The organism is Rhodococcus sp. IEGM 1366, from assembly GCF_033142425.1.
GTDB classification, from domain to species: domain Bacteria; phylum Actinomycetota; class Actinomycetes; order Mycobacteriales; family Mycobacteriaceae; genus Rhodococcus_F; species Rhodococcus_F globerula.
The window spans coordinates 77398-96520 of record NZ_JAWLRZ010000015.1; the positions used below are offsets into that span (position 1 = coordinate 77398).

Annotated in this window: 21 protein-coding genes and 2 pseudogenes; 12 read left to right on the forward strand and 11 right to left on the reverse strand. The window is 60.5% G+C overall.

Going from position 1 to position 19123, the window contains the following annotated elements:
- The first annotated feature begins 577 nt into the window (after window positions 1–577).
- Together R4P64_RS30865 and R4P64_RS30870 are read left to right on the forward strand one after the other, a co-directional pair.
- Entirely contained in the window at window positions 578–955 is a 378-nt protein-coding gene (locus R4P64_RS30865; RefSeq protein ID WP_317824022.1) for a TA system antitoxin ParD family protein, read from the forward strand.
- Window positions 952–1541: pseudogene (locus tag R4P64_RS30870) on the forward strand (zeta toxin family protein). Before R4P64_RS30865 ends, R4P64_RS30870 begins: the two are co-directional and overlap by 4 nt.
- 153 nt (window positions 1542–1694) lie before the next feature.
- On the opposite strand, the gene R4P64_RS30875 reads toward R4P64_RS30870, so the two are convergent.
- A complete protein-coding gene (locus R4P64_RS30875; RefSeq protein ID WP_317824023.1) occupies window positions 1695–2327 on the reverse strand; it encodes a hypothetical protein in 633 nt (210 codons plus the stop codon).
- A 543-nt stretch (window positions 2328–2870) separates the two neighbouring features.
- Here R4P64_RS30875 and R4P64_RS30880 point away from each other — a divergent pair.
- Window positions 2871–3059, forward strand: a complete 189-nt coding sequence (locus tag R4P64_RS30880) for a S4 domain-containing protein (RefSeq protein WP_317824024.1) — start codon at window positions 2871–2873, stop codon at window positions 3057–3059.
- A gap of 28 nt (window positions 3060–3087) precedes the next feature.
- Here the strand turns inward: R4P64_RS30880 and R4P64_RS30885 are convergent, their stop codons facing one another.
- The 7 genes from R4P64_RS30885 to R4P64_RS30915 all read right to left on the reverse strand — a co-directional run bounded on the left by R4P64_RS30885 (window position 3088) and on the right by R4P64_RS30915 (window position 8835).
- Window positions 3088–3468 (reverse strand): hypothetical protein, encoded by a 381-nt coding sequence (locus R4P64_RS30885; RefSeq protein ID WP_317824025.1) that lies wholly within the window; start codon window positions 3466–3468, stop codon window positions 3088–3090.
- Complete coding sequence (locus tag R4P64_RS30890; RefSeq protein ID WP_317824026.1) at window positions 3434–3745, reverse strand: hypothetical protein; 312 nt, start codon at window positions 3743–3745, stop codon at window positions 3434–3436. Before R4P64_RS30890 ends, R4P64_RS30885 begins: the two co-directional genes overlap by 35 nt.
- 83 nt (window positions 3746–3828) lie before the next feature.
- Window positions 3829–4809 carry an anion permease gene (locus R4P64_RS30895; protein ID WP_411742739.1) on the reverse strand — a complete coding sequence of 327 codons (981 nt, stop codon included), beginning with the start codon at window positions 4807–4809 and terminating at the stop codon, window positions 3829–3831.
- Between the two features lie 12 nt (window positions 4810–4821).
- Window positions 4822–5439, reverse strand: a complete 618-nt coding sequence (locus R4P64_RS30900; protein ID WP_317824028.1) for a DUF47 domain-containing protein — start codon at window positions 5437–5439, stop codon at window positions 4822–4824.
- Window positions 5440–5524: 85 nt separating this feature from the next.
- Window positions 5525–7201: a CotH kinase family protein gene (locus tag R4P64_RS30905; protein WP_317824029.1), complete on the reverse strand. Its 1677-nt coding sequence runs from the start codon at window positions 7199–7201 to the stop codon at window positions 5525–5527.
- The gene (locus R4P64_RS30910; protein ID WP_317824030.1) at window positions 7201–7878 is read right to left on the reverse strand and encodes a DUF4956 domain-containing protein; all 678 of its coding nucleotides are present in this window, start codon (window positions 7876–7878) and stop codon (window positions 7201–7203) included. The genes R4P64_RS30905 and R4P64_RS30910 overlap by 1 nt, the downstream gene beginning before the upstream one ends.
- A gap of 48 nt (window positions 7879–7926) precedes the next feature.
- A complete protein-coding gene (locus R4P64_RS30915; protein WP_317824031.1) occupies window positions 7927–8835 on the reverse strand; it encodes a polyphosphate polymerase domain-containing protein in 909 nt (302 codons plus the stop codon).
- Between the two features lie 325 nt (window positions 8836–9160).
- Between R4P64_RS30915 and R4P64_RS30920 the strand changes: the two genes are divergently transcribed.
- The 4 genes from R4P64_RS30920 to R4P64_RS30935 all read left to right on the forward strand — a co-directional run bounded on the left by R4P64_RS30920 (window position 9161) and on the right by R4P64_RS30935 (window position 13921).
- Window positions 9161–10318, forward strand: a complete 1158-nt coding sequence (locus R4P64_RS30920) for a sensor histidine kinase (RefSeq protein ID WP_317824032.1) — start codon at window positions 9161–9163, stop codon at window positions 10316–10318.
- 11 nt (window positions 10319–10329) lie between these two features.
- Window positions 10330–10995: a response regulator transcription factor gene (locus R4P64_RS30925; RefSeq protein WP_317824033.1), complete on the forward strand. Its 666-nt coding sequence runs from the start codon at window positions 10330–10332 to the stop codon at window positions 10993–10995.
- 2164 nt (window positions 10996–13159) lie between these two features.
- Window positions 13160–13312 carry a hypothetical protein gene (locus R4P64_RS30930; protein ID WP_317824035.1) on the forward strand — a complete coding sequence of 51 codons (153 nt, stop codon included), beginning with the start codon at window positions 13160–13162 and terminating at the stop codon, window positions 13310–13312.
- A gap of 276 nt (window positions 13313–13588) precedes the next feature.
- On the forward strand, window positions 13589–13921 hold the full coding sequence (locus R4P64_RS30935) for a hypothetical protein (protein ID WP_317824036.1): 333 nt from the start codon (window positions 13589–13591) through the stop codon (window positions 13919–13921).
- A gap of 142 nt (window positions 13922–14063) precedes the next feature.
- Here the strand turns inward: R4P64_RS30935 and R4P64_RS30940 are convergent, their stop codons facing one another.
- The 3 genes from R4P64_RS30940 to R4P64_RS30950 form a co-directional block, all read right to left on the reverse strand.
- A complete protein-coding gene (locus R4P64_RS30940; RefSeq protein WP_317824037.1) occupies window positions 14064–14294 on the reverse strand; it encodes a hypothetical protein in 231 nt (76 codons plus the stop codon).
- 508 nt (window positions 14295–14802) lie between these two features.
- The gene (locus R4P64_RS30945) at window positions 14803–15159 is read right to left on the reverse strand and encodes a type II toxin-antitoxin system PemK/MazF family toxin (protein ID WP_317824065.1); all 357 of its coding nucleotides are present in this window, start codon (window positions 15157–15159) and stop codon (window positions 14803–14805) included.
- The gene (locus R4P64_RS30950) at window positions 15156–15368 is read right to left on the reverse strand and encodes a ribbon-helix-helix domain-containing protein (protein ID WP_317824038.1); all 213 of its coding nucleotides are present in this window, start codon (window positions 15366–15368) and stop codon (window positions 15156–15158) included. Before R4P64_RS30950 ends, R4P64_RS30945 begins: the two co-directional genes overlap by 4 nt.
- Window positions 15369–15946: 578 nt before the next feature.
- Between R4P64_RS30950 and R4P64_RS30955 the strand changes: the two genes are divergently transcribed.
- From R4P64_RS30955 to R4P64_RS30975, 5 genes and pseudogenes are all read left to right on the forward strand, one after another.
- Window positions 15947–16576: a helix-turn-helix domain-containing protein gene (locus R4P64_RS30955; RefSeq protein ID WP_317824039.1), complete on the forward strand. Its 630-nt coding sequence runs from the start codon at window positions 15947–15949 to the stop codon at window positions 16574–16576.
- Complete coding sequence (locus R4P64_RS30960) at window positions 16577–16888, forward strand: hypothetical protein (RefSeq protein ID WP_317824040.1); 312 nt, start codon at window positions 16577–16579, stop codon at window positions 16886–16888.
- A gap of 5 nt (window positions 16889–16893) precedes the next feature.
- Entirely contained in the window at window positions 16894–17220 is a 327-nt protein-coding gene (locus tag R4P64_RS30965) for an RES domain-containing protein (RefSeq protein WP_317824041.1), read from the forward strand.
- A 52-nt stretch (window positions 17221–17272) separates the two neighbouring features.
- Window positions 17273–17407: pseudogene (locus R4P64_RS30970) on the forward strand (ectoine hydroxylase); the annotation flags it as partial.
- A gap of 450 nt (window positions 17408–17857) precedes the next feature.
- The gene (locus R4P64_RS30975; RefSeq protein ID WP_317824043.1) at window positions 17858–18301 is read left to right on the forward strand and encodes a hypothetical protein; all 444 of its coding nucleotides are present in this window, start codon (window positions 17858–17860) and stop codon (window positions 18299–18301) included.
- The last annotated feature ends 822 nt before the right edge of the window (window positions 18302–19123 follow it).

Here is a 19123-nt window from a genome sequence, read left to right on the forward strand (position 1 = left end):
CCCACGAGCGCCGACGTGTTGCTTGTTCTGCTAGACGAGTTCGTAGCGCGGACGAGTTTTGTGGCGACCCCGAGGACTGTGAGGACTCGTCTGGCGCGTTTAACGGCCATGATGCTGACTCCGGCGCGGGTGGCGATGGTGTGGCGGGAGACGGTAATTCCGCGGCCGGTTCTGCTTTCGGCGTAGTGGGCGTGGGTAACGGCGACAGCGAATGCTGCTTCGGTGCTGGCGGTGTGAGTTTTGCAGAGTTCGTTGCCGTTGGGGAGTTGAGGAGTGCGCGGACTTGGTGTTGCCAGTGGGTGCGGCTGATCCAGGTGGGCGTCCGGGCGTGACGATTTGTGTGGCACGAACAGGCTTTCCGAACCTGCGACTTGAGAGATCGAGAAGCTGGGTTTGCCTGCGGGCAGTTCGGTGCGGCGATTTATTTTTCGGAGTCCGGTAGCGAGTTGCGGTACCTTTCGCGGCATCGGCGCGGCCCGGTAGCGGTAGCGCCGGGCAGGTCTATTCGGTGACCAACCGACGGTGGCTGTAGCAGATTGCTCCAATATTGTGGATGGTGCTACTCGAAGGAGGATCCATGGCGGAAGGCGTCGACAAGGTCACCAGGTTCTCCTCGGAACTCGTGGACGTTGCGGCAGCCGAAGGGGAGCGTGAACACCGCTCGGCACGCCAGCAGCTCGAGCACTGGGCCCGGGTGGGGCGCGAGGTGTCTAACCAGCGGCGGGTCGCCCGCCGCCGTGTCGAGGCAGCCCTCGCCGGCCGGCTACCACTGCGCGCGCTCTCAGCAGAGGAAGGCACTGTGTTCAACGCCGAGATCGCGGCCGCACTCGAAGAATCCCTCGCGACCGGCAACCACGTTGCCGACCGCGCTGCGCAGGGCGACGCGACGATTGTGCTCGACGAACAGGGCCGCGTCGTCAAGCACTTACCTGACGGCACCCAGATCGTCCTGTGAGACGTCTCGATCTCGTCGTCGGCCCGAACAGCGCCGGCAAATCGACGTTCGTCGAGCAACGCCTAGCCCCTCTATTGCCGAACAACGTCTTCGTCAACGCCGATGTGATCGCCAAGGATCGGTGGCCCGACGCCGCCGTAGAACACTCCTACGAGGCCGCACAGATCGCAGCGACCGTCCGGGACGCTCTTATCGAGCAAGGAGAGTCGTTCATCGCCGACACGGTGTTTCTCGCATCCGTCGAAACTGGAACTGATCGATCGCGCGCGCCAGGCCGGGTACGTCGTTGTGCTTCACGTGGTCCTGGTCCCGGTTGAATTGTCGTTCGCTCGTGTCACCGAACGGGTTGTCGAGGGCGGGCATTCGGTGCCGGAGGAAAAGATACGCGAGCGATTCAAACGATTGTGGTCGCTGGTCGCTGGTCGTCGACGCGATCGATCGAGCCGACCACGCAACCGTTTACGACAACACCGCCGCGGACGTCACGCGGATCGTTGCACGGCTCGTCGACGGGGACGCGATCGGTGAGATCGCTTGGCCCGCTTGGACTCCACATGAACTGGCACTTGCTGGCGGTCGTCACTGAAGGTGGTTTCCATCGAGGGACAGTGGCTCCCCATGTCGTTGGTGCGTGCCCGTCAATTTTCTGAATCCGTCGAGCAGGAACGCGCTCGGATTCACTGTGGGGATGGGAACGCCGCCACGATGATCGGCTCGGCTGCAGGAATTGTTGGCGGAGTCAGCGCCGCGGCCTCGTCGCTTTCTGTGGTGCGGTTGCACCGGCGGCAGTGGCCCGTCGTCCGCTTCCGAAGCCCCCAGCAACGCTCCGTCGTTGGTGAAGGCGACAGCTTCCCATTGCGGTTGCTCCGGGTGCCCCGATCGTCAGGATCGGTGCAGCAGCGAACGCGGCGACGACGTCGTCGGGGTGAACGTGGTCGATGAACACGTCCTTCTTGGTGCGCAGAGCGGTCATCGTTCCGTCTGCCGATACAGCAGCTCCGGTGAGGGGCCGGATCGTTCCGCGGGCGAGGTCCTCGATATCGACGGTGTCGATGCTCACCTCGATCCACTCGTCGACCCGGCACTCGGCGTCGAGGACGGCGACGTGGTCATCGCTGCCCCTATCGGCGATCGCGTATCCCGTCTCGCCCAGCCATTGCAGGCCGGACATCTCCGCGAGCTGCATGTCGGTAGGGGTGCACCAAGAAGAGAAGCCGCCCGGTCCGATCGTGCTCGGCCCTGCTGATGCCAACGCAGGCGAGAAGGCGCCGATGCTCACCAGTGCTGATGCGACGACGCATCCGTCGGCGAACACGCGGGGCGCCGGCGTACGGATGCCTGTATCTGCGACAACGCTAGCCGCTGTACTCATGTATCGGGGGTGACATCGGATCGGCATGTTTTCGATGTCCTTTCTCAGCGATCCCCACCCGCATTTCGGGAGGTGATCGGATGTAGCGACGACGTTATCTATTGCAGCACAACGTATTAGAATCGGAGCCTCGCTCGAGTGGGCGTGCGCAGTCGGCGACCTGCAATGGGTATGTCGGCCGTCCACATGCAGGGACAACCGGGCCTGAGGGAAGGCCGCCGGCCGGGTCTAGGTGCGATCCGGCAGGGCAAGTCTGTGGTTCGAGGCCCGGTCCCGCCGACACCGGACGGGCAGTGCCGTGTGCTCTGGTCCGGCCGGTAACCTCAGCGTCATCTTCGATCCTGGGATCGGTTTGTCAGCATACTTGGAAGCAGTTGGCAATGCGGCAATCCAGGCGATGTGCATGTTGTCTGCCACGCACTTTGTACGGCGTGAGCCGTGTGAAACCGGCAGCGGTTGGTTGTGGCGTTGTTCATCCAACGTTTCATGGATACTTGATTCGACGAGGTTTTCGATCCACTCCGACGGCCGATACTTTTGTTCATGGCTACTACGAGATCGGTTCTTGATGCACTGATCGCCCGGCACCCGGCGCTGAGTGTGCAGCAGGCTGCAGCGCTGGTGATGGAGGATTCCGTGTCGATCAACGGGTGTCCGGTTCGTCGCCCCGGTCAGCTCGTTCTCGAATCTGATCGGGTGGAAATCCTGCATTTCACCGGCCACTTCGGGTAATTGGGACTTCACGTATCTGTCCGCTCGGTCATGCAAGGAAGCGATGATGGATGAGCGCATCAACAATCAGGACTATTCCACAGAGCCCCAGTCTCGAGCAGGCACAACGAGTTCCCCATTTTCCGACTACTCGCATGATCGTCTGATGAACTCGGCGTGCCCCGGAACTGTCCAGGGTGGCCAGGACGAGTGAGAGCATGGGCGGGGACAGTGCAGCGGCGCAGTCGACGACTGTGAGGATCGGCCAGGATTTGTCCACGGGTTCGTCCGTGGAGATGAGTGTGAGCCATGCGAGATACGGGATCGCGGTCGGCGCTTGAACGAAACCCCTCAGCGTCAATACCAGGTGCTTCGTCGGGGAATGCGGCTCAGAGTTACCGAGGACGGGGAGAACCTGGCGAGTATGCACATTCCGACGATCCGGCGAGCAGTTCGGACCAGTACCGGATTTCGGGAGTGATCGTCAGATTGAACGCGGTAGCCGAGACCTGCAATCCCAGAACCGCAACGATACCGAATAGTGTTGTGGCGGTGAACAAACCCAGCAAAAATGCAATTCCACCTCGCCATGGGGACTTGCCGCACGAGCGGGCGTCGTAGGCTATCGCGGCGGTCACGCTGACCAGCAGCACATCGAGAGTGTCGATGACGGCGAAACCGAACAGCGTCGCGATCATCGCGTGCAAGCGCTTTCGCTGTGAAGGTGCATTATCGAAACGCGTTCCCTGTGCAGTTTTCTCGTTCCCACTGCCGCCTACGTACGCCGTCGTCACAAAATGGCAGTGACACCGTAGAGCGCGACGGCCGAAATCACTGCTGCAGCAGGAAATGTGGTGACCCAGGCGATGAGCATGTTCCCTGCCACACCCCATCTGACCGCGCTGAGCCGTTTGGTGGAACCGACGCCCATGATCGCCGACGAGATCACATGTGTCGTCGATACCGGCGCCCCCATCCCCGCTGAAGCGACGTAGAGCACCGAGGACGCAGTCAGCTCCGCTGCGAAACCTTGGGGAGGATCCAACTCGATGATCTTGCGTCCGAGGGTCCGCATGATGCGCATCCCGCCGGTCGCAGTGCCGAGAGCCAGAACAGCTGCCGTCAACAGAAAACACCACCATGGAATCGAGTAGTCGTCTTGCCTGCCCGAGACGACGAGAGCGAGGACGACGATGCCCATGGTTTTGGCTGCATCCTGCATCCCGTGCCCGAAGGCCATTGCTGCAGCGGAACACGTTTGGGCTTTTCGAAACCCACGGCTGGTCGATGCTGGTGACGCATGTCGAAACAGCCACATGATGGCGGACATGGCCGTATATCCGAGAATGAAACCGACAATCGGCGAGACAACCATCGGGAGTAGCACCTTCTCGATGACGCCACCCCACAGCACGGTCATCCCGCCGGCCAATGCCGCCCCGACCATTCCCCCGACGAGAGCGTGTGACGACGAGGACGGCAATCCGTACCACCAGGTGATGAGATTCCAACAGATTGCACCCACCAAGGCGCATCCGAGTATCAGCAGGGCATGAGAGCTGACATCGAGCTCGATTATTCCCTCTCCCACTGTGGCTGCGACTTTGGCGCCGAAGAAGGATCCGAGAAGATTGCCGATCGCTGCCATCGCCAAGGCTGTGCGCAGTGTCAACGCACGGGTGGAAACGGATGTAGCAATAGCGTTAGCTGAATCGTGGAAACCGTTGGTGAAAGTAAATGCCATGGCCAGTGCTATGACCGTGAGCAGCATCAGCACAGCTGATCACGACTCCTTGAGCACGATGGTTTCGATCACATGCGCGACCTTTTCGAAGGCGTCGGCCGCATCCTCGAGTTCGTCGGCAATGTCCTTGAGCTTCATCACCGTCAGCGCATCGAGATGCCCGTCGAAGAGCGAGGCGAGACACGTTCTGTACAGGTGATCAGCTTTGTTCTCGAGTTCGTTGATCTTGATCCAGTACTTTTCGAGTCCCTGCATCGATGACAGGTTGGGCATCGCTTCCGCTGTTATCCGTGCGCACGCGTCAAGAGTGTCGATCACCTCACAGAGCTGGTGCGGTAGTTCGCGCACTCCGTACAGCGAGACCAGATGTGAGGCCGCTTCCATGTGGTCCATCACGTCATCGAGGGTTGACCCCAGCATGTAGATATCCGAGCGGTCGAAAGGAGTGACGAAAGTCGAGTTCACGGTTCGGAACAGCTCGTGAGTGATTCGATCACATTCGTGCTCGAACTCGACCATACGTTCGGCAATGCTGGCGGTATCGGCCAGAGGGCTGGTCAGTTCGGTCAGCGTCTTGGCTCCGAATTCCAGATATTGTGACGCGGAGGTGAACAAAGCGTAGAACAGTTCGGACTTGGGTTTGAAGCCGGAGAACATGAGTGTGTCTTTCGCCGTCGCTGCAGGGGAAGACCAGGGCAGTGGCGGTGCGGATGAGGACACTGCGCCACTGCCCTGGTCAGTTTTAGGGGGTTCGTTGATCGTTCAGCGCCGATGTGCGCTGGTCGATCCAGGTGCGCATCTGATCGATGCTCGAGTGCAGCGATTCTTCGGTCATGTTGTCGCTGGTGGGAATCGATGCAGCGAGCTCATCGAGGATTTCGGTAGCTCGGCCGTTTCCGTACATCTGCTCGAACAGGTCCCAGTACGCCCTCTCGTATATCTCGGTGTAAGCGGACGAGTCGAGAAAGCGAGTTTTCAAGGCATTCGTAAACGGTTTCCCACCGGGTGGGGCGCCAGGAAATCCCTGCTGAGCAGGTGCTGCCGCGTCCGCACCTTGCCGGGGTGCACCTTCTGCAAGCTCGCCCCCCGTCGGTGGAGTCATTGCGCCCGGTTCTGCTCCTGTCGGAGCCGCGCCGCCCGGCATACCCGCGGGACCTGCACTGCCCGGCATACCCGCGAGACCTGCACCGCCCTGCATACCCGCCGGACCTTCGCCGCCTCCTGGGCCCATCGCAATCGAAACGCTGTCATGTGGGCCGGTGGCGGCATCACCTTGCATGGCCAGATTGAGATCCCAGGACACCACGGAGATTTTCCGGGTCTCCAGGTCGTACCACAGGTAGTAATTCTGTCCAGGACCACTCATGTCGTCGCCGTTGACGATCAGGTTTTGAGTCGCAAGGTACCGAGCGAAGGATTCGACATCGACCCAATCAGAGAGGTGCGCATCGAACTCCTCCGCGCTGGCGGAATCCATCCACTTCAGAAAACTGATCACCGGTTGTAGGTTTCCGCTGTCGACGGCATTGATCTGTTTGAACTGGTCGGCATAGGCAGTCTGATCATCGCCGGCATACGTGAATCGTGAATTCGCATCCGCCTTGTAGAGATACCCGTCCGAGTCGAAGAGCGAGTTCGCATACGTGTCATCCGGATGTTCGAGCAACAGACGAGTCGATGTCGCACTGTCGTTGATGGAGTAGACCGTGTAGGCGTAACGCTGCGTCGGTTGTCCGGTGTCGGCAGTCAACGACAACGCCATTGCTTCGTTGACGACAGGCGATCCAGGTCGGACCGAGAGTTCCGTCATCCCCTGATAAGCCCGCCCGTCTGCGTTCTCGTCGAAACTGATGAGCAGCGGCAGTGACGTCGGATCGTCGGCCGAGGCAGTAGAACCCATTCCCGCCATGGCGTCTTGGGGGTTGAAACCTGCGGGCAGTTCCATACCTTCAGGCATCTCCATGCCTTCAGGTGGCGTGAACCCTTCTCCTCCAGGCATGGCTCCGTCCCCCCTCACACCCATGAGAGTGGAGTTACCCTTCAGCCGCACCGACGCGTCATTGACGAAAGTTCCGTCGATGATGATGTCCGCGGTGATCCATTTCTTGTCGCCACTTTTCTGAAACGAGGAAATCATGTCGCTGTACTCGACATCGGTTATGTCGATTGACAATTGATGGGAAACCGAGGTGTCGAACAAGTCCACCGTGCCAGCGATGTTGTCGGTGATCTCCGAGGCGATGACAGAGGTGTCACCAGTTATATAGGGACGAATTCGTGTGGCACCGAATACGGAAGTCATGACGGATACGAAGGCGACGAACACCACCAGCAGCTTCCAATGCTGACGCAGCGACTTCGGTATCCGATGTTTGAACTTGCTCCGCGGAGGCGGAGAACCGGTGTTCGTCACAGTCATCAGATGTCCGTCTGGTCGTATCCGGTCAGGACGGTCACGCGCTGACCTGCATTGACGGCGCTCAGTGCAGATATGAGCTCGGCAGATTTATTGCCCTTCTTCATCTGCGCGGTGTAATAGAGTTCGTTCAACGCACCAGATCGAGCGGAGTCGGTGGAGACCAGTTCGAACTCCGAGCAGAATTTGATGAGGACGTCCTCGACGTGCGCGACATACTCTTGTCCCGGCGGAACCTGGACCTTGACCACCTGACGTTGGACGTCGAGTTTGAACCAGTTGAACTTGTACATGATCAGCATGACAAGGCATACCGCCACGGTGGCAGCGATTGCCAGAACGTAGAAACGGGTTCCCGTTGTCATGCCGATGGCCATTGCCAGGAAGATGAACCCGACGTCACGGGTTTCTTTGATCGCGTTGCGGAATCGGATCACCGACAGCGCACCCACCAAAGCGAATGCCCGGGCGACGTTGGAGCCGACGACAAGCATGATCAGCGAGACGATCATGCCCACCATGACCAGTGTCTGCACATACGATTGGCTGTACGAGACGTTCTTGTGCGTGTAGCGATAGACCCAGCCGATGATGGCGGAGAGAACGAACGCCAACGACAACGACACTATGATGTCGAAGGTGGAGAACGTTCCGCTCAGGTCCTGAATGTCGAGGTTCATGGTGTCCTGTTTCGGTGTTGGTAGTGAATTCTCAGAAATGTTGTCGGATCATGCGATCCGTGCGGCATGCTGCATAATGTCGTCCGGCACGCGATTGTCGAAACCTGCGGGGAGAACCAATTCGGGTGCGCCACTGCGTGATCGGGGCGCCATTCCGAAGGCCTCGATCGACTGACAGTATTTCGATACTCGAATGATGGACATGTTCATTCGCGCCGTCATGTCCGTAGCCCAGTACGGCACTCGCTCATTGGCTTTGAGTTCCACGATGGCCAGTTTCGGGGGGATGATGAATCTGTTCTCCGCACCGGAAGCGAAGTCGAAGTCCCGATCCCGCCCGTGCACCTTGTGATCGATCGTCACCCGCAGACCCAGATCTGCTTCCTTGCCGACGTACGCTTCGCGCAGATACCCGGTGGTCACTATCGGGCGAAGGTCGAGGTTGCCGATCAGTGTTGTCACTTCGTCGACGAACGGGCGCTGCGACGGATCGACTTCGATTTCTTCTCGACCGTTGAGCCATCGCTGCGCGACCCCGTACGGGAGCGCAATCCGTCGCTTCTGCGTGACCCGGTTGACTCGCTGCTTGATCTCGATCTGGACCGGGGTGTCGTCGCTGCAGTCTGCCGGCTCTCCGTAGAGGCGGAGGCGGACCTTGCGTCGAAACTTCAGGCCCTCGATCTTTTCCCAGTAGAACAGCAGATCGGGAGTGTCGTAGTACAGGGACGTCACCGGATACCCGCCCTTCGGCGAGTAAGGGTCGGTCTCCATCCGTGCTACTAGCTCTCGACGCAGCTCCGGCACTTTCAACTCGTCCACGAAATACTTGATCTCGTATCGGTTGAACGAGTGCAACTTGCTGGCGGTCTGCTGAAAACCGGTGGAGGGAACAACAGTCGGACTGTTCACCTCATCCTGCTTCGAGGGAGGATCTCGGAACCGGTCGAAAAAGCTCATGCCCCAGGTGCTCCTAAATTGAAAGTCGAGTATCTACGTGGTCGAATGCTCGGAAAGGTGGTACCGCCGGACCCGTAGGTCTTGTGCAGATCCCGCACGGGCATCAGTGGTCGTCATCGTGGTTGTCTTTCATAGAGGTCGTGTCGGCGTCGAATAGACCTTCCTCGGCTTCGCGACTGGAAGAATCCCCCACACGTGGACACTGTCGTACCGCAGTCGCGGTACACGGATTCATCTCCTCGTGGGACGTGGACACCCCGCGCCTCTGAAATGATGAGGTAGCCGCCACGCGCGTGGGAGATCCGGCGACCGAAAGGAGACAGGCATGGTCGCGCGCAGCGTCCCAGCCCGGCATCGCGGCGCGAGGGGTCGGATTGTTTCGGCCGCCACGGTGGTCCTCGTGATTATCCCGGGCGTAATCCCGCCCCATCCCGGTGCGGGTTTCGTATGGTCACCCGATGTCCTGGCGTTTAATGCGGTTGCCGCCGCTATCCTGCTGGCCCGACACCAGCGGCCGTTCGCAGTCCTGGCCGCGGTGATCGGCGTCGTCGCCGTGAGTGTGCCACTCGGGCTGTTCAATCCGGGCCTCGTCTTGGCCTCGGGAGTCGCCGTCTACACGACGATGCTGTACTCGACCCGGCGCCGCGGTTTCGTAGTCACCGCCCTCGTTGCCGTCGTCATGCTCGCCCTCGTCTTCGTCGACGGATACAGCGGGCTCCAGAACGTCCTGACCGTGCTGCTCGGTGGTGCGATCGGCGATGCGGTTCGCACGCAACGCGACTACGTCGCGTCGGTCACCGAACGTGCTGAGCGTGCCGAACGCACCCGCGATGCGGTGGCCGGGCAGCGGGTCGCCGAGACCAGGCTGGCGATTGCCCGTGACCTGCACGACGTCGTCGCGCACCAGATATCGGTGATCAACCTCCATGCCGGGGTCGCTGCGTCTTCGCTGCGCGACCGACCGGCCGACGCAGAGAAGTCGCTGGCGATCATTCGTCGAGCGTCGCGCACCGCGCTGACCGAGATCGGGGACCTGATGGCCACCCTACGAGACCCCACCACCGCGATCGGCCCGTTCGGTCTGTCTCAACTCGACGACGTGGTGCGCGAATTCTCCAGTCATGGAATGGAAGTCGCGGTCCGCATCGACGGCGATCCGTACGAGCTGCCGGCGTCGATCGATGTGACCGCGCTGCGTGTCGTCCAGGAAGCGCTCACCAACGCCCACAAACACGGCACCGGACGCCGAGCTCATGTGCTGATCGAGTACTTGCCTCGTGCGCTGCGCATCACCGTCAGCAACGCGACCGCTCCCGGCGGAGCGGGAGCGCGACACCTCGGGATGAATCAGGGGCTGATCGGTATGGGGGAACGGGTCGACTCGGTGCGCGGCACCCTCATATACGGGGCTGACCGAGCAGGTATGTGGCTGCTTGTTGCTGATCTACCCACAGAACCCGCCCACGACGACCTGGCCACATAGGGGGACACGCAATGATCAACGTTCTCGTCGTCGACGACCAAACTCTTATCCGGTCTGCGATCACCACCATCATCACCCACAGCGCGGGCCTCACCGTCGTCGGCGAGGCCGGCGACGGTGCACGCGCGATCGAACTCGCTCGCCGTCTGCGACCGGACGTGGTGCTCATGGATATCAGGATGCCCGGCATCGACGGGATCACGGCCACACGGACCATCTGCTCCGACCCGAACCTCGAGTCGGTGCGGGTACTGATACTCACCACCTTCGAGGAGGATCAGTACATCGTCGGAGCGCTGCGCGCCGGCGCGAGCGGATTTATCGGCAAAGGGGCCGAGCCCGACCAGATCATCGCCGCGATCCACGCCATCCACCGCGGTGACGCGCTGCTCTCGCCGGTCGCGACGCGCAGCCTGATCAACCGCTACGTTCACCCTGCCGCCGACAGCGACCGGGTCCCGCCGGCGCTCGAGCACCTTACCGAGCGGGAGGTCGAGGTCCTTACTCTCGTCGGCTCGGGCCGATCCAATGACGAGATCGCCGCCGACCTGGTGATCTCACCACACACCGCCAAGACTCACGTCAACCGCATCATGACCAAGTTGCAGGCCCACGACCGGGCGCAACTCGTCATCGCCGCCTACGAGAACGGTCTGATCCGTCCGCACCTCCACTGACACTACCGCCGTGAGGTGTTCACCTACTGCGATTCGTTCTGGGCTGCATGGGGATTGGTGAAGTTGACCGACGGGTAATCGTGCTCAGCTGGGGTCTCTGATCACGCCACTCGGGAGTGGTTCCATTCGCCGCAGGCCGGGGGTTTTGGGTGATCGAGCACTGCTGCGGATTGGATTCGGTGACTGTGGGTGGTCACTCTAAGTGGGGCTCCTGATCAGAAGCTCTCGATGAGTTCCACTTCGTGGGTAGTCGAGTCCTTGGTTCGGAGTTCAGCGTTCGCGGACAAGGTCGGGATGGCGGGCGCGGAGGTACCAACCGCTGAATGTCACGCCTTCGTCGGCGAGTCATGGCCACGCGGATCGATCGTAGTTGGCGAGCTCAGCGAGAGTGTCTGCGACGGTGTACGTGCCGTTCGCTTGGGTGTTGAGCACTACGGTCGGGTCGGTTCAATCGATCGAGGCCGTTTTCGGGTCGTGGGGACTGTATTGGGCGATGATCGTTGTCAGCCGATTCCGTGTATTCGCCGAGGACAGCCGCTACGGGGATGTCCCTCTCGATCTCAGCGGTGGTGTCGAGTGCTGCAACACGCCACGATCGGGGGTCTGCATCGGAGGTGATCAGGACTGCGACGAAGGGGATCGGGTCGCGTGCGGTGCGGTGAGGGTGCCGTCGACCACGGCAACGTCGTGGTCTATGCAAGCTCTGGCCTAATCAGGCACTGTGCCTTGCTATTTCAATTGCGTTCAATTTCGCAAGAGCTGTGGGTGACACGGCATCTATGCTCGAATTCGGATCGGCACCAGTGACTTGAGACTCGCGTTGACGACGGCTGGAAACTCGTCCGGATACGACGCCGTTGTTGACGCCCAGACCGTGAGTTGGTGGTCGGCGCTCGCTTATGTCGTGGGAGCCGTACAGTGGAGGGGGCCTCGTTAGTTTTTCGATCTCGGGCGATCTCCGAATATTGCGCTCGTGTCGGTTATCGCGCACCTGGGTAGCGCACAAGGCGTCCTCGGGATAGTCCATCGACTGCGTCGTGGGGACCTGTGCCGAGGCTGAACGAATTGCGGGTGTGTAGCTGCATGCCCATGCAATACGACAAAAGTCAGGATTACTGTGAACCGTACTGATGACATGATCGAACGACTTTTCTACGACCCGCAGGCTGAGGTCAGTCAGCCGGAAAACAAGTCGGCCACATCGGAGCCCGCTTCCATAACTGTTCTCTCTAATCCAGAGGGCAAGACTGGCGAGGAGATTCACCGGACACTTTTCAGTGCGCAGTAACTATCGTCTCTGATGCTACGAAAGCCGAAGTCCGAGTGGAATATTAATCATGATGGGTCGCCCCAATCCGCGCCTGTTGGCTGGCGGCTTGGTAGGAGCAGGGGTGAAAACAATGGTGGATGGTTCGGCAGCGCTCGTCAGCCGAGCGATCGTCGATCTGCCTACGTCCACGGTGAGTGTCTGTAGTTCTGCATAGAGCATTCTCGGCTGGGCGTTCGTCGAATCGGCGGAACGTCTCGTCAACCAACCGCGATGTGCGCCGAGAGGTCTCCGCCGCACTCATGGCGAGGAAGAGCAATCACGTAATCCTGTAGCTGAACGACGGACTACTGTCAGAGCCGGCGGTGATTACTGTTGAACCGCCCATGGCCTACTTCCCTTGATCGTGTGTCATGTGGTGGACCACAGCAGGGGACGATCGTGGATCGTGAAAGGGCGAATAATGCTGTAGTCGAATCTATTTCAGATTGCGATAGAGTTTAATCCAGCATCAAGGACCTGCCGTCACAAGTGAGCTACGTGGTGGTCGCAGGCGGCGCGTGAACAGGGGCGGACGGCTATCTTCGGTCCGGGTGGAGGATTGCGCGCGTTGATGTCCGGAGCACCCGCCGGTGATGTTTCGGCTAGTGCATCGACAGATCCAGACGCGCCCCTGGACGAAAAATGGCGCGAGGTAGTTTTTGATCCACTACTCGCACCGCCGCGCACAGCGTAGCACTGGTGTCGCTGATGGAATGTCGGCAGAGATCAGATGTGTGAGAGCGAACCGGTTGCAGCGATCACGAGCAGGCAAGAGCGCCGCGGGCGGTTCTTACCTGTTGAGGTGGTCGGCGAGTCGATTGATGGGCGGGTGTCGATAGTCAGATTTGTGGATTGGTGTTCTCCGGTGATGGATCCGCCGGTGACGGCGGCGCAGGTTTGTCCGGTGATGGTGACGTCGACGCTGTCGGGGATGTGTCCGAGTTCGGGCCATTGGTCGGGGCCGGAGAATTCGGGTGGTTCTGGGTGGGGTGTTCGGTCACGATGTGACTACGCTGCTGCTGTCGAGATCCCGAGGCGGCGCACGTTCGCGAATTGTTACGCGTGCACGGCATGTCCCTGATGGTCAGAGTTTCCACCACTCGAGTAGAGGCGTCCGGACGGCGGGGAGTGGACGTAGTGTCGGTCCGCAACCTTGGATGTGGTCTTGGGTCGGCGAGATGTTCTCGGTGATGTGGGACGGGCGGTGGGACAGGTCAGTAAGGATGCCCAGGAAATCCAATAAAGTCCCGCTGGATCGCGGGGATCGCGGGATCCGGAGGCCCCGTGGGCCGGCTGGCAGATCCATTCATCATCATCGGCGGCGACTACGCCACCATGTGTGGTGGTGCTGGCTTTGTCGAGGCGCAGCAATCGGAGTTGGTATTTCGCTACAGGTCCGGGGGTGGGTGGTTGCCGCGGACGGAGGTCTTCGAATACGTGTTGTTCGGTGGGGCTGTATTGGTAGTCGACGAGGTGCTCGATAAGCATCCGGGCGGTGGGTGTGGGGAGGAAGTTGTTGTCGGGGTCGGGGATTCGGCCGTTGATGGCTGGGTACTGCGCGGCCGGTCGCCCATTCCCGGATGGCGTTGTCGAAGAATGCTCAGTCGACTTCGGTGATGTCGACGAGGCTGTCGATGAACTTTCAAACCCAGGTGGATCTCAATACGCGAACGCGCACTGCCGGATACGCTTTGGTTTCTGTGGTCTTCATTGTTCCTGGACGGGCCATCTGGCGCATGTCTATCGTGGACTCATGACATCACCTTGATGGGTCGAACTGGTCGGACGCAATGCGGCCGCGGAGTCGATCTACGCGTCGGGATCGATGCGAATGACCGGCAACAAGGGTGATCAGGTCCTCGACGAGAATTTCCAATTCTGGCATGGACCAAATGAACAGTGGCGCATCGAAAGTGGTGGTGACGTCGTCTACATCTCCAGGGGTGACGGCGATGTGCTCGTACGCATCGACAACGAGATGCAGCGTCAAAGAGGCAATTTCGGAATTATGCACCTAGGGCCCGCATACAGTCCGTTAGACCTGCTGGGGCCAGACTCGATGCTGTGGTGGATGAGTGCCCGCTTGGAAGTACCCGCACCCCACCCCTCCACGGTTGGGGGGAGAGCAGCGTGGTCGGTCACATTGACGCCACCTTCAGGTGAGGCGGTGGAACTGACCTTTGACAGCGCCACCGGCGTTTTGGTGCGACTGGCAGGTCCGAAACATAGTGGCCTGATCGAGGTTCTCGATCTCACGGAGCATCTACAGTTGAGCTCTGGGCTGTTCCGTTGGGAAGGGCCCTGGGTCGATGCGCCGATGTCTGCTCGACGCCGACCTACTGAGGATCCACAGGAACTACTCGAACAGCGCGTGGAAACGCTCACGGCGTCGCCGTCGTGCCCGAGGACGCGGGCACTGGTCGGACAGTGTGGGGGGAATCGGCGGGATCTGCCCTGGCCGCGGCGAGGACCTCGAAAAGTTTTCGGACCTGTTCCTTTTAGTTCAGATCGAGATGCAGTCGTAATGCTTCCTCGAGTGCGGCCAGTGTTCTGAGCCCGAGCTTTCCGACTGGTTCGGCGTCGAGTCGGCGCACCGACACCGAACGTACTTGTTCGGCTTGAGCTTTCGACGCCTGACCTAACCCTGATTCGTCTGGCTCGACGAGCACCTGGAACGGGAAGACATGTGATGTGTTGGTGGTCAGCGGAACAACGGTGACCACACCCCTGCCGAGAGTTTCCGCCGTGGCGTTGGCGCGGTCGTTGCTCATGATCACCGCGGGGCGACGTTTGGAAGCTTCGCTACCTTGCGCAGGGTCCAGATCTACCCAGTGAATGTGTGCCCGGCGGATCATCCGGCGTCGGCCGCGGTGACGTCCCACGCCTCGTCGGTGTCGCCTTCGGTGAACGCTGCGGCGTAGTCGCGTTCGAGGCCGGACGCCGCGAGAAGTCGGAGTGCTGCCTGGATTCCCGCCGACCGGCCACGGAGCCCGTGATCACGGACGTACTCGTCGAGGACATGTGTGTCCTCATCGGGGAGGCTGATTGTAAACTTCGCGGTCATACTCTAAGCGTACCAAAGTATGACTGGCCTGCAAGCGGTATTGTCCAGGTGTTCGGAGTATCGCCCCGAAGGGGTCGCGTTGCGCAGTCCGTCATCTTGCGACACGAATCGATAGAGAACTCTAAACTATATTGACACGTTGCAGATCGCGAAGAAGTTGCTGCCACGACGTCCCTTTTCTTGACAACGCTGGCTCGCCGAGTATTTGCCGCAAGGCAACGAGAGATTGTGCACTTCGAGGGTTCGGCCACGAAAGCTGTGGTTGGTCGCCTTTGTATCGGAACCCGAACCGTGGACTGCCTGAACGGACTTGGCGACGTCGTCAACTGTCGCAATGGTGGTCGACGATAGCGCCAATGTTCCTCCAATTATATTGCGCGACAGCCGCTATTGAGTAATTTTGTTCAGTGTCTGGTTAGGTCTGGAGCGGTTTGGTTTATCGTGTCGTCGGTGAGCGTGCTGGGTCGTAGAAGGCGACGTACGCCGGGTTTGGTGAGCTGCGGGGAATCTGATCGTTGGCTCTCACGCACTCGCGCTATCGTTGATTTACGTGCAAGAATCAACGAAAGGGTGTGGAGATGTCGGACGCAGCGACCAATAGCACCCGAGACCGCTTCCTGCACGGCGATCTTCCCTTCGAGGGCGCGCTGAAAGAGGTCACCGGTACTGACCTCGACCGAAGTCATCTCTGGCAGATCCTCGAAGGCCTCGCCTCGGAACGCAGCGCTACCACGCCAGTCCTCTCTGCTCACGACGCCCACATTCTCGACGATGCCGGGCTTGTTGCTGATCCGGTGCCAGCAGCATCGGCGCGGGTAGACCGCGATATCCGCATGCAGAACCTGGTGCACGAATCCCTCTCCATCCCGGAGACCGCGGAGCGGCTCGGCGTCACGCCGGCGCGGATCCGCCAACTCCTCACCGAACACAAGCTGTGGGCGTTCGCCTCTGGCCGACACCGGCTACTTCCGCCCGCCCAGTTCACCTCCACCGGTCAGGTACCGCACCTCGACCGGATCGTTCCGCTGCTCGAGGGCGACATGCATCCGTTGTCTGTGCAGGCGTTGCTCACCACACCACAGCAGTCCCTGATCGTCGAGGGAGAGCCGGTGTCGATCGTGGCATGGCTGACCGGATGCGCGGGAACCGAGGACGACATCAGCCAGGCCGCCGACGTGATCACTTCGGCGCAGTGGGCATCCGCCTAGATGGCGGTAATGCTGCCTGCGCCGCCGTCGATCGAGAACCTCCGCGATGCGGGAATTCTTCCCGACGAGGTGATCGAGTGGAAACCCGGCGACGTGGTCTGGCGTGTGCACCGCACCACCGGCCCCCACGTAATCACCTGGAACGGACTTCGCACCTTCGGGCCGGTCCTTCGATTCGATCACCATCCACCCCCTCCGGCCGATCAGACGAGACACGGAAATTGTTACGGCGCAAGCAATCCCCGTGGTGCTCTGGCCGAACCATTTCAATCCTCACGCACCATTGACCGGCGGCACGGCGAACCGTTCTGACGGGCGTGAAGTTCGTGCGTGCACTGCGCCTTCTCGATGGGTCCGGAATCGGCACCGGCGTGTGGGCGACCCGTGTCGGCGGAAACCATGGGCTCGATTCGGCAGCGCACCGCCGAAACAAGCACTGGGCCAGGACAATTCACCGGGCGCATGACGATCTGGACGGAATTATCTATCGCGGCCGGTACGCCGGGACCGTGTGTATGGCGTTGTTCGAGCGTGCCACCGATGCGTTCCTCGCTCTTCTGGAGTTCTCGGCGCCGTTGAGTCATCCGGCGTTGGCCGACCGTATCTACACTGCGGCGCATGAACTCGGTTACACGATCGTTTGAGGCGAGCGCTTCGGTTGCGTCGAGGATGTGGATAGCGCCATCGCCGGCATTTCTCCACGCATCCGCGGGAAATATATCGCCGGCGCCTTGCGCAAACTTTTTTGTAGTCTTCAACACCGTCGACAATATGCTCGAGTCCCCGTTCGGTGGGACTGCACCGAGGCCGCAGTTCCTCGCTGCGCGTTGATCCCTGAGCGGGGCCGGTGATGTTGGAGCCGGAAGCGCCGATCATCGCTAAGGGGGAGTGGTGTGCTTGTATTCGTGTTGATGAGTCTTTCAGCCCTGGTTCCGCCGACAGGTCAGGTCAATGGGCAAGAACGCTTGGGGGCTTCAGTCGTGATTCTTTCAGTTGCCGGATGCAGCCTTTGAGACACACTCTGAGGTGAATGCGGCCAGACTCTCGTCCTCCGGTCCCGACCTCCGGACTGGCCTTTGCCGTCGCACTGCCCGATCACCGTTGCCGTCCGGCAATACATTCGCGGCAATGGTCAATACGGCGTCAAGAATGCGCCGAAGCGCGTCAAAGGTGCGTCCAATACCGCCTCGCTCGGGCCGAGCGCGCGTACAGCTGGAGATATAGACCCTTAGGTGCCCATGTTTTACGGTGCCGCGGGCTGATTTCGACAGAGGAGATCTCATGACGATTCTCCATTTTCTAGCCTCGACGCGCGAGGCTAAGCTGGCGGTCGTCGCGCGTACTACGCTCGACGACATCGATACGCTTTCGACCTACGCGGAACTGGAAGTTGTTCTTACCCACCCGCATATCCGATTGGCAGGACTGTGTTGCAATCTCGGGCCACGCCCACTCCCGGCGAGTGCCCTTCGTAGCGCGGCGGGCAGGATTGTCGCATTGATGGAACGCGTCCGCCGTGAGCACGGCGTGATCTTGACTGAATTGGTGCTCGAAGTCGGGGCAGCGTCACTTCCCGAACTGGAGGCGAGCATCGACCGGGAGGAGGAGTTGTCGCGGAGTTTCGACGATGCGCTCGATGACGCCTGCGCGGCCAATCGATTCCCTCACCCCACGGTGGCCCTGATGACCGATCTCGACATTCTTGTCGACTCTGTACACAGGTGATCGGTCACTTGACGCATTGCAACGCCCGCTCTGCTGTCGGGTGGGTTGAGGGGAATACCCGGCCCGGTTGTTGAGGTACTTCGACTGCGGATGCTCCACCGATGACAACCTCCTGCGATGGGCCATCGGAGTAGCTGCGGAGTTGTCGGTGACCGGCACCCGCGGCATTTACTCGCACTCTTGAGTCGCCGTCCGATGAATCGTTTGGCCGCCACAGCGTTTCGGCCTAGCCGGACCAGTACATCGACCCTGTCGCAGTGCTCGGTCCTGGTAGTTCGGGCGGTGGCGGTAGTGCGAGGGGCTTCGCCCCGTCGACGGAAGTGGGAAGGTTCAGGCCTTTCATCACCTGTAGCGGGCGACGCTCTACGTCGCCGCAGTCGTCGTAGGCGGGCGCCGGTCATATGCCGCTGCGTGTTCCATCCTCAAACGCAGATCGTCGAATGCATCTGGACTTGGTTTCGCACAAGAAGGTGTGTCCACGGCAACGAATTTGTGGATACACCGTAGTGGTGCGACAGACAACACGGCCGACCCGTTCGAATCGATATCCTGCGCCCTCGCGATCCGAATTCGCGACGCAGACTCTAGCTCGCTGCGGTTTTGAGCAGATCGTGTGTTTCAATCGCATCGCGGCTTGAGCATGTGTCCGTCACTGCTTCCGTACGCGGCGCATAGAGCCCTCTGTTGTGGGAAGGCCCGATCTGCGGAGTCTCGATCGTCATCAGGGGAAGCGTGGCATCCTCACTTACTCGCACCTACAGATGGCGAGATCCATTGGTGAGTGTTATCTCGCGGTCGGGCAGCGCGCTCGGGGGCCGTTTG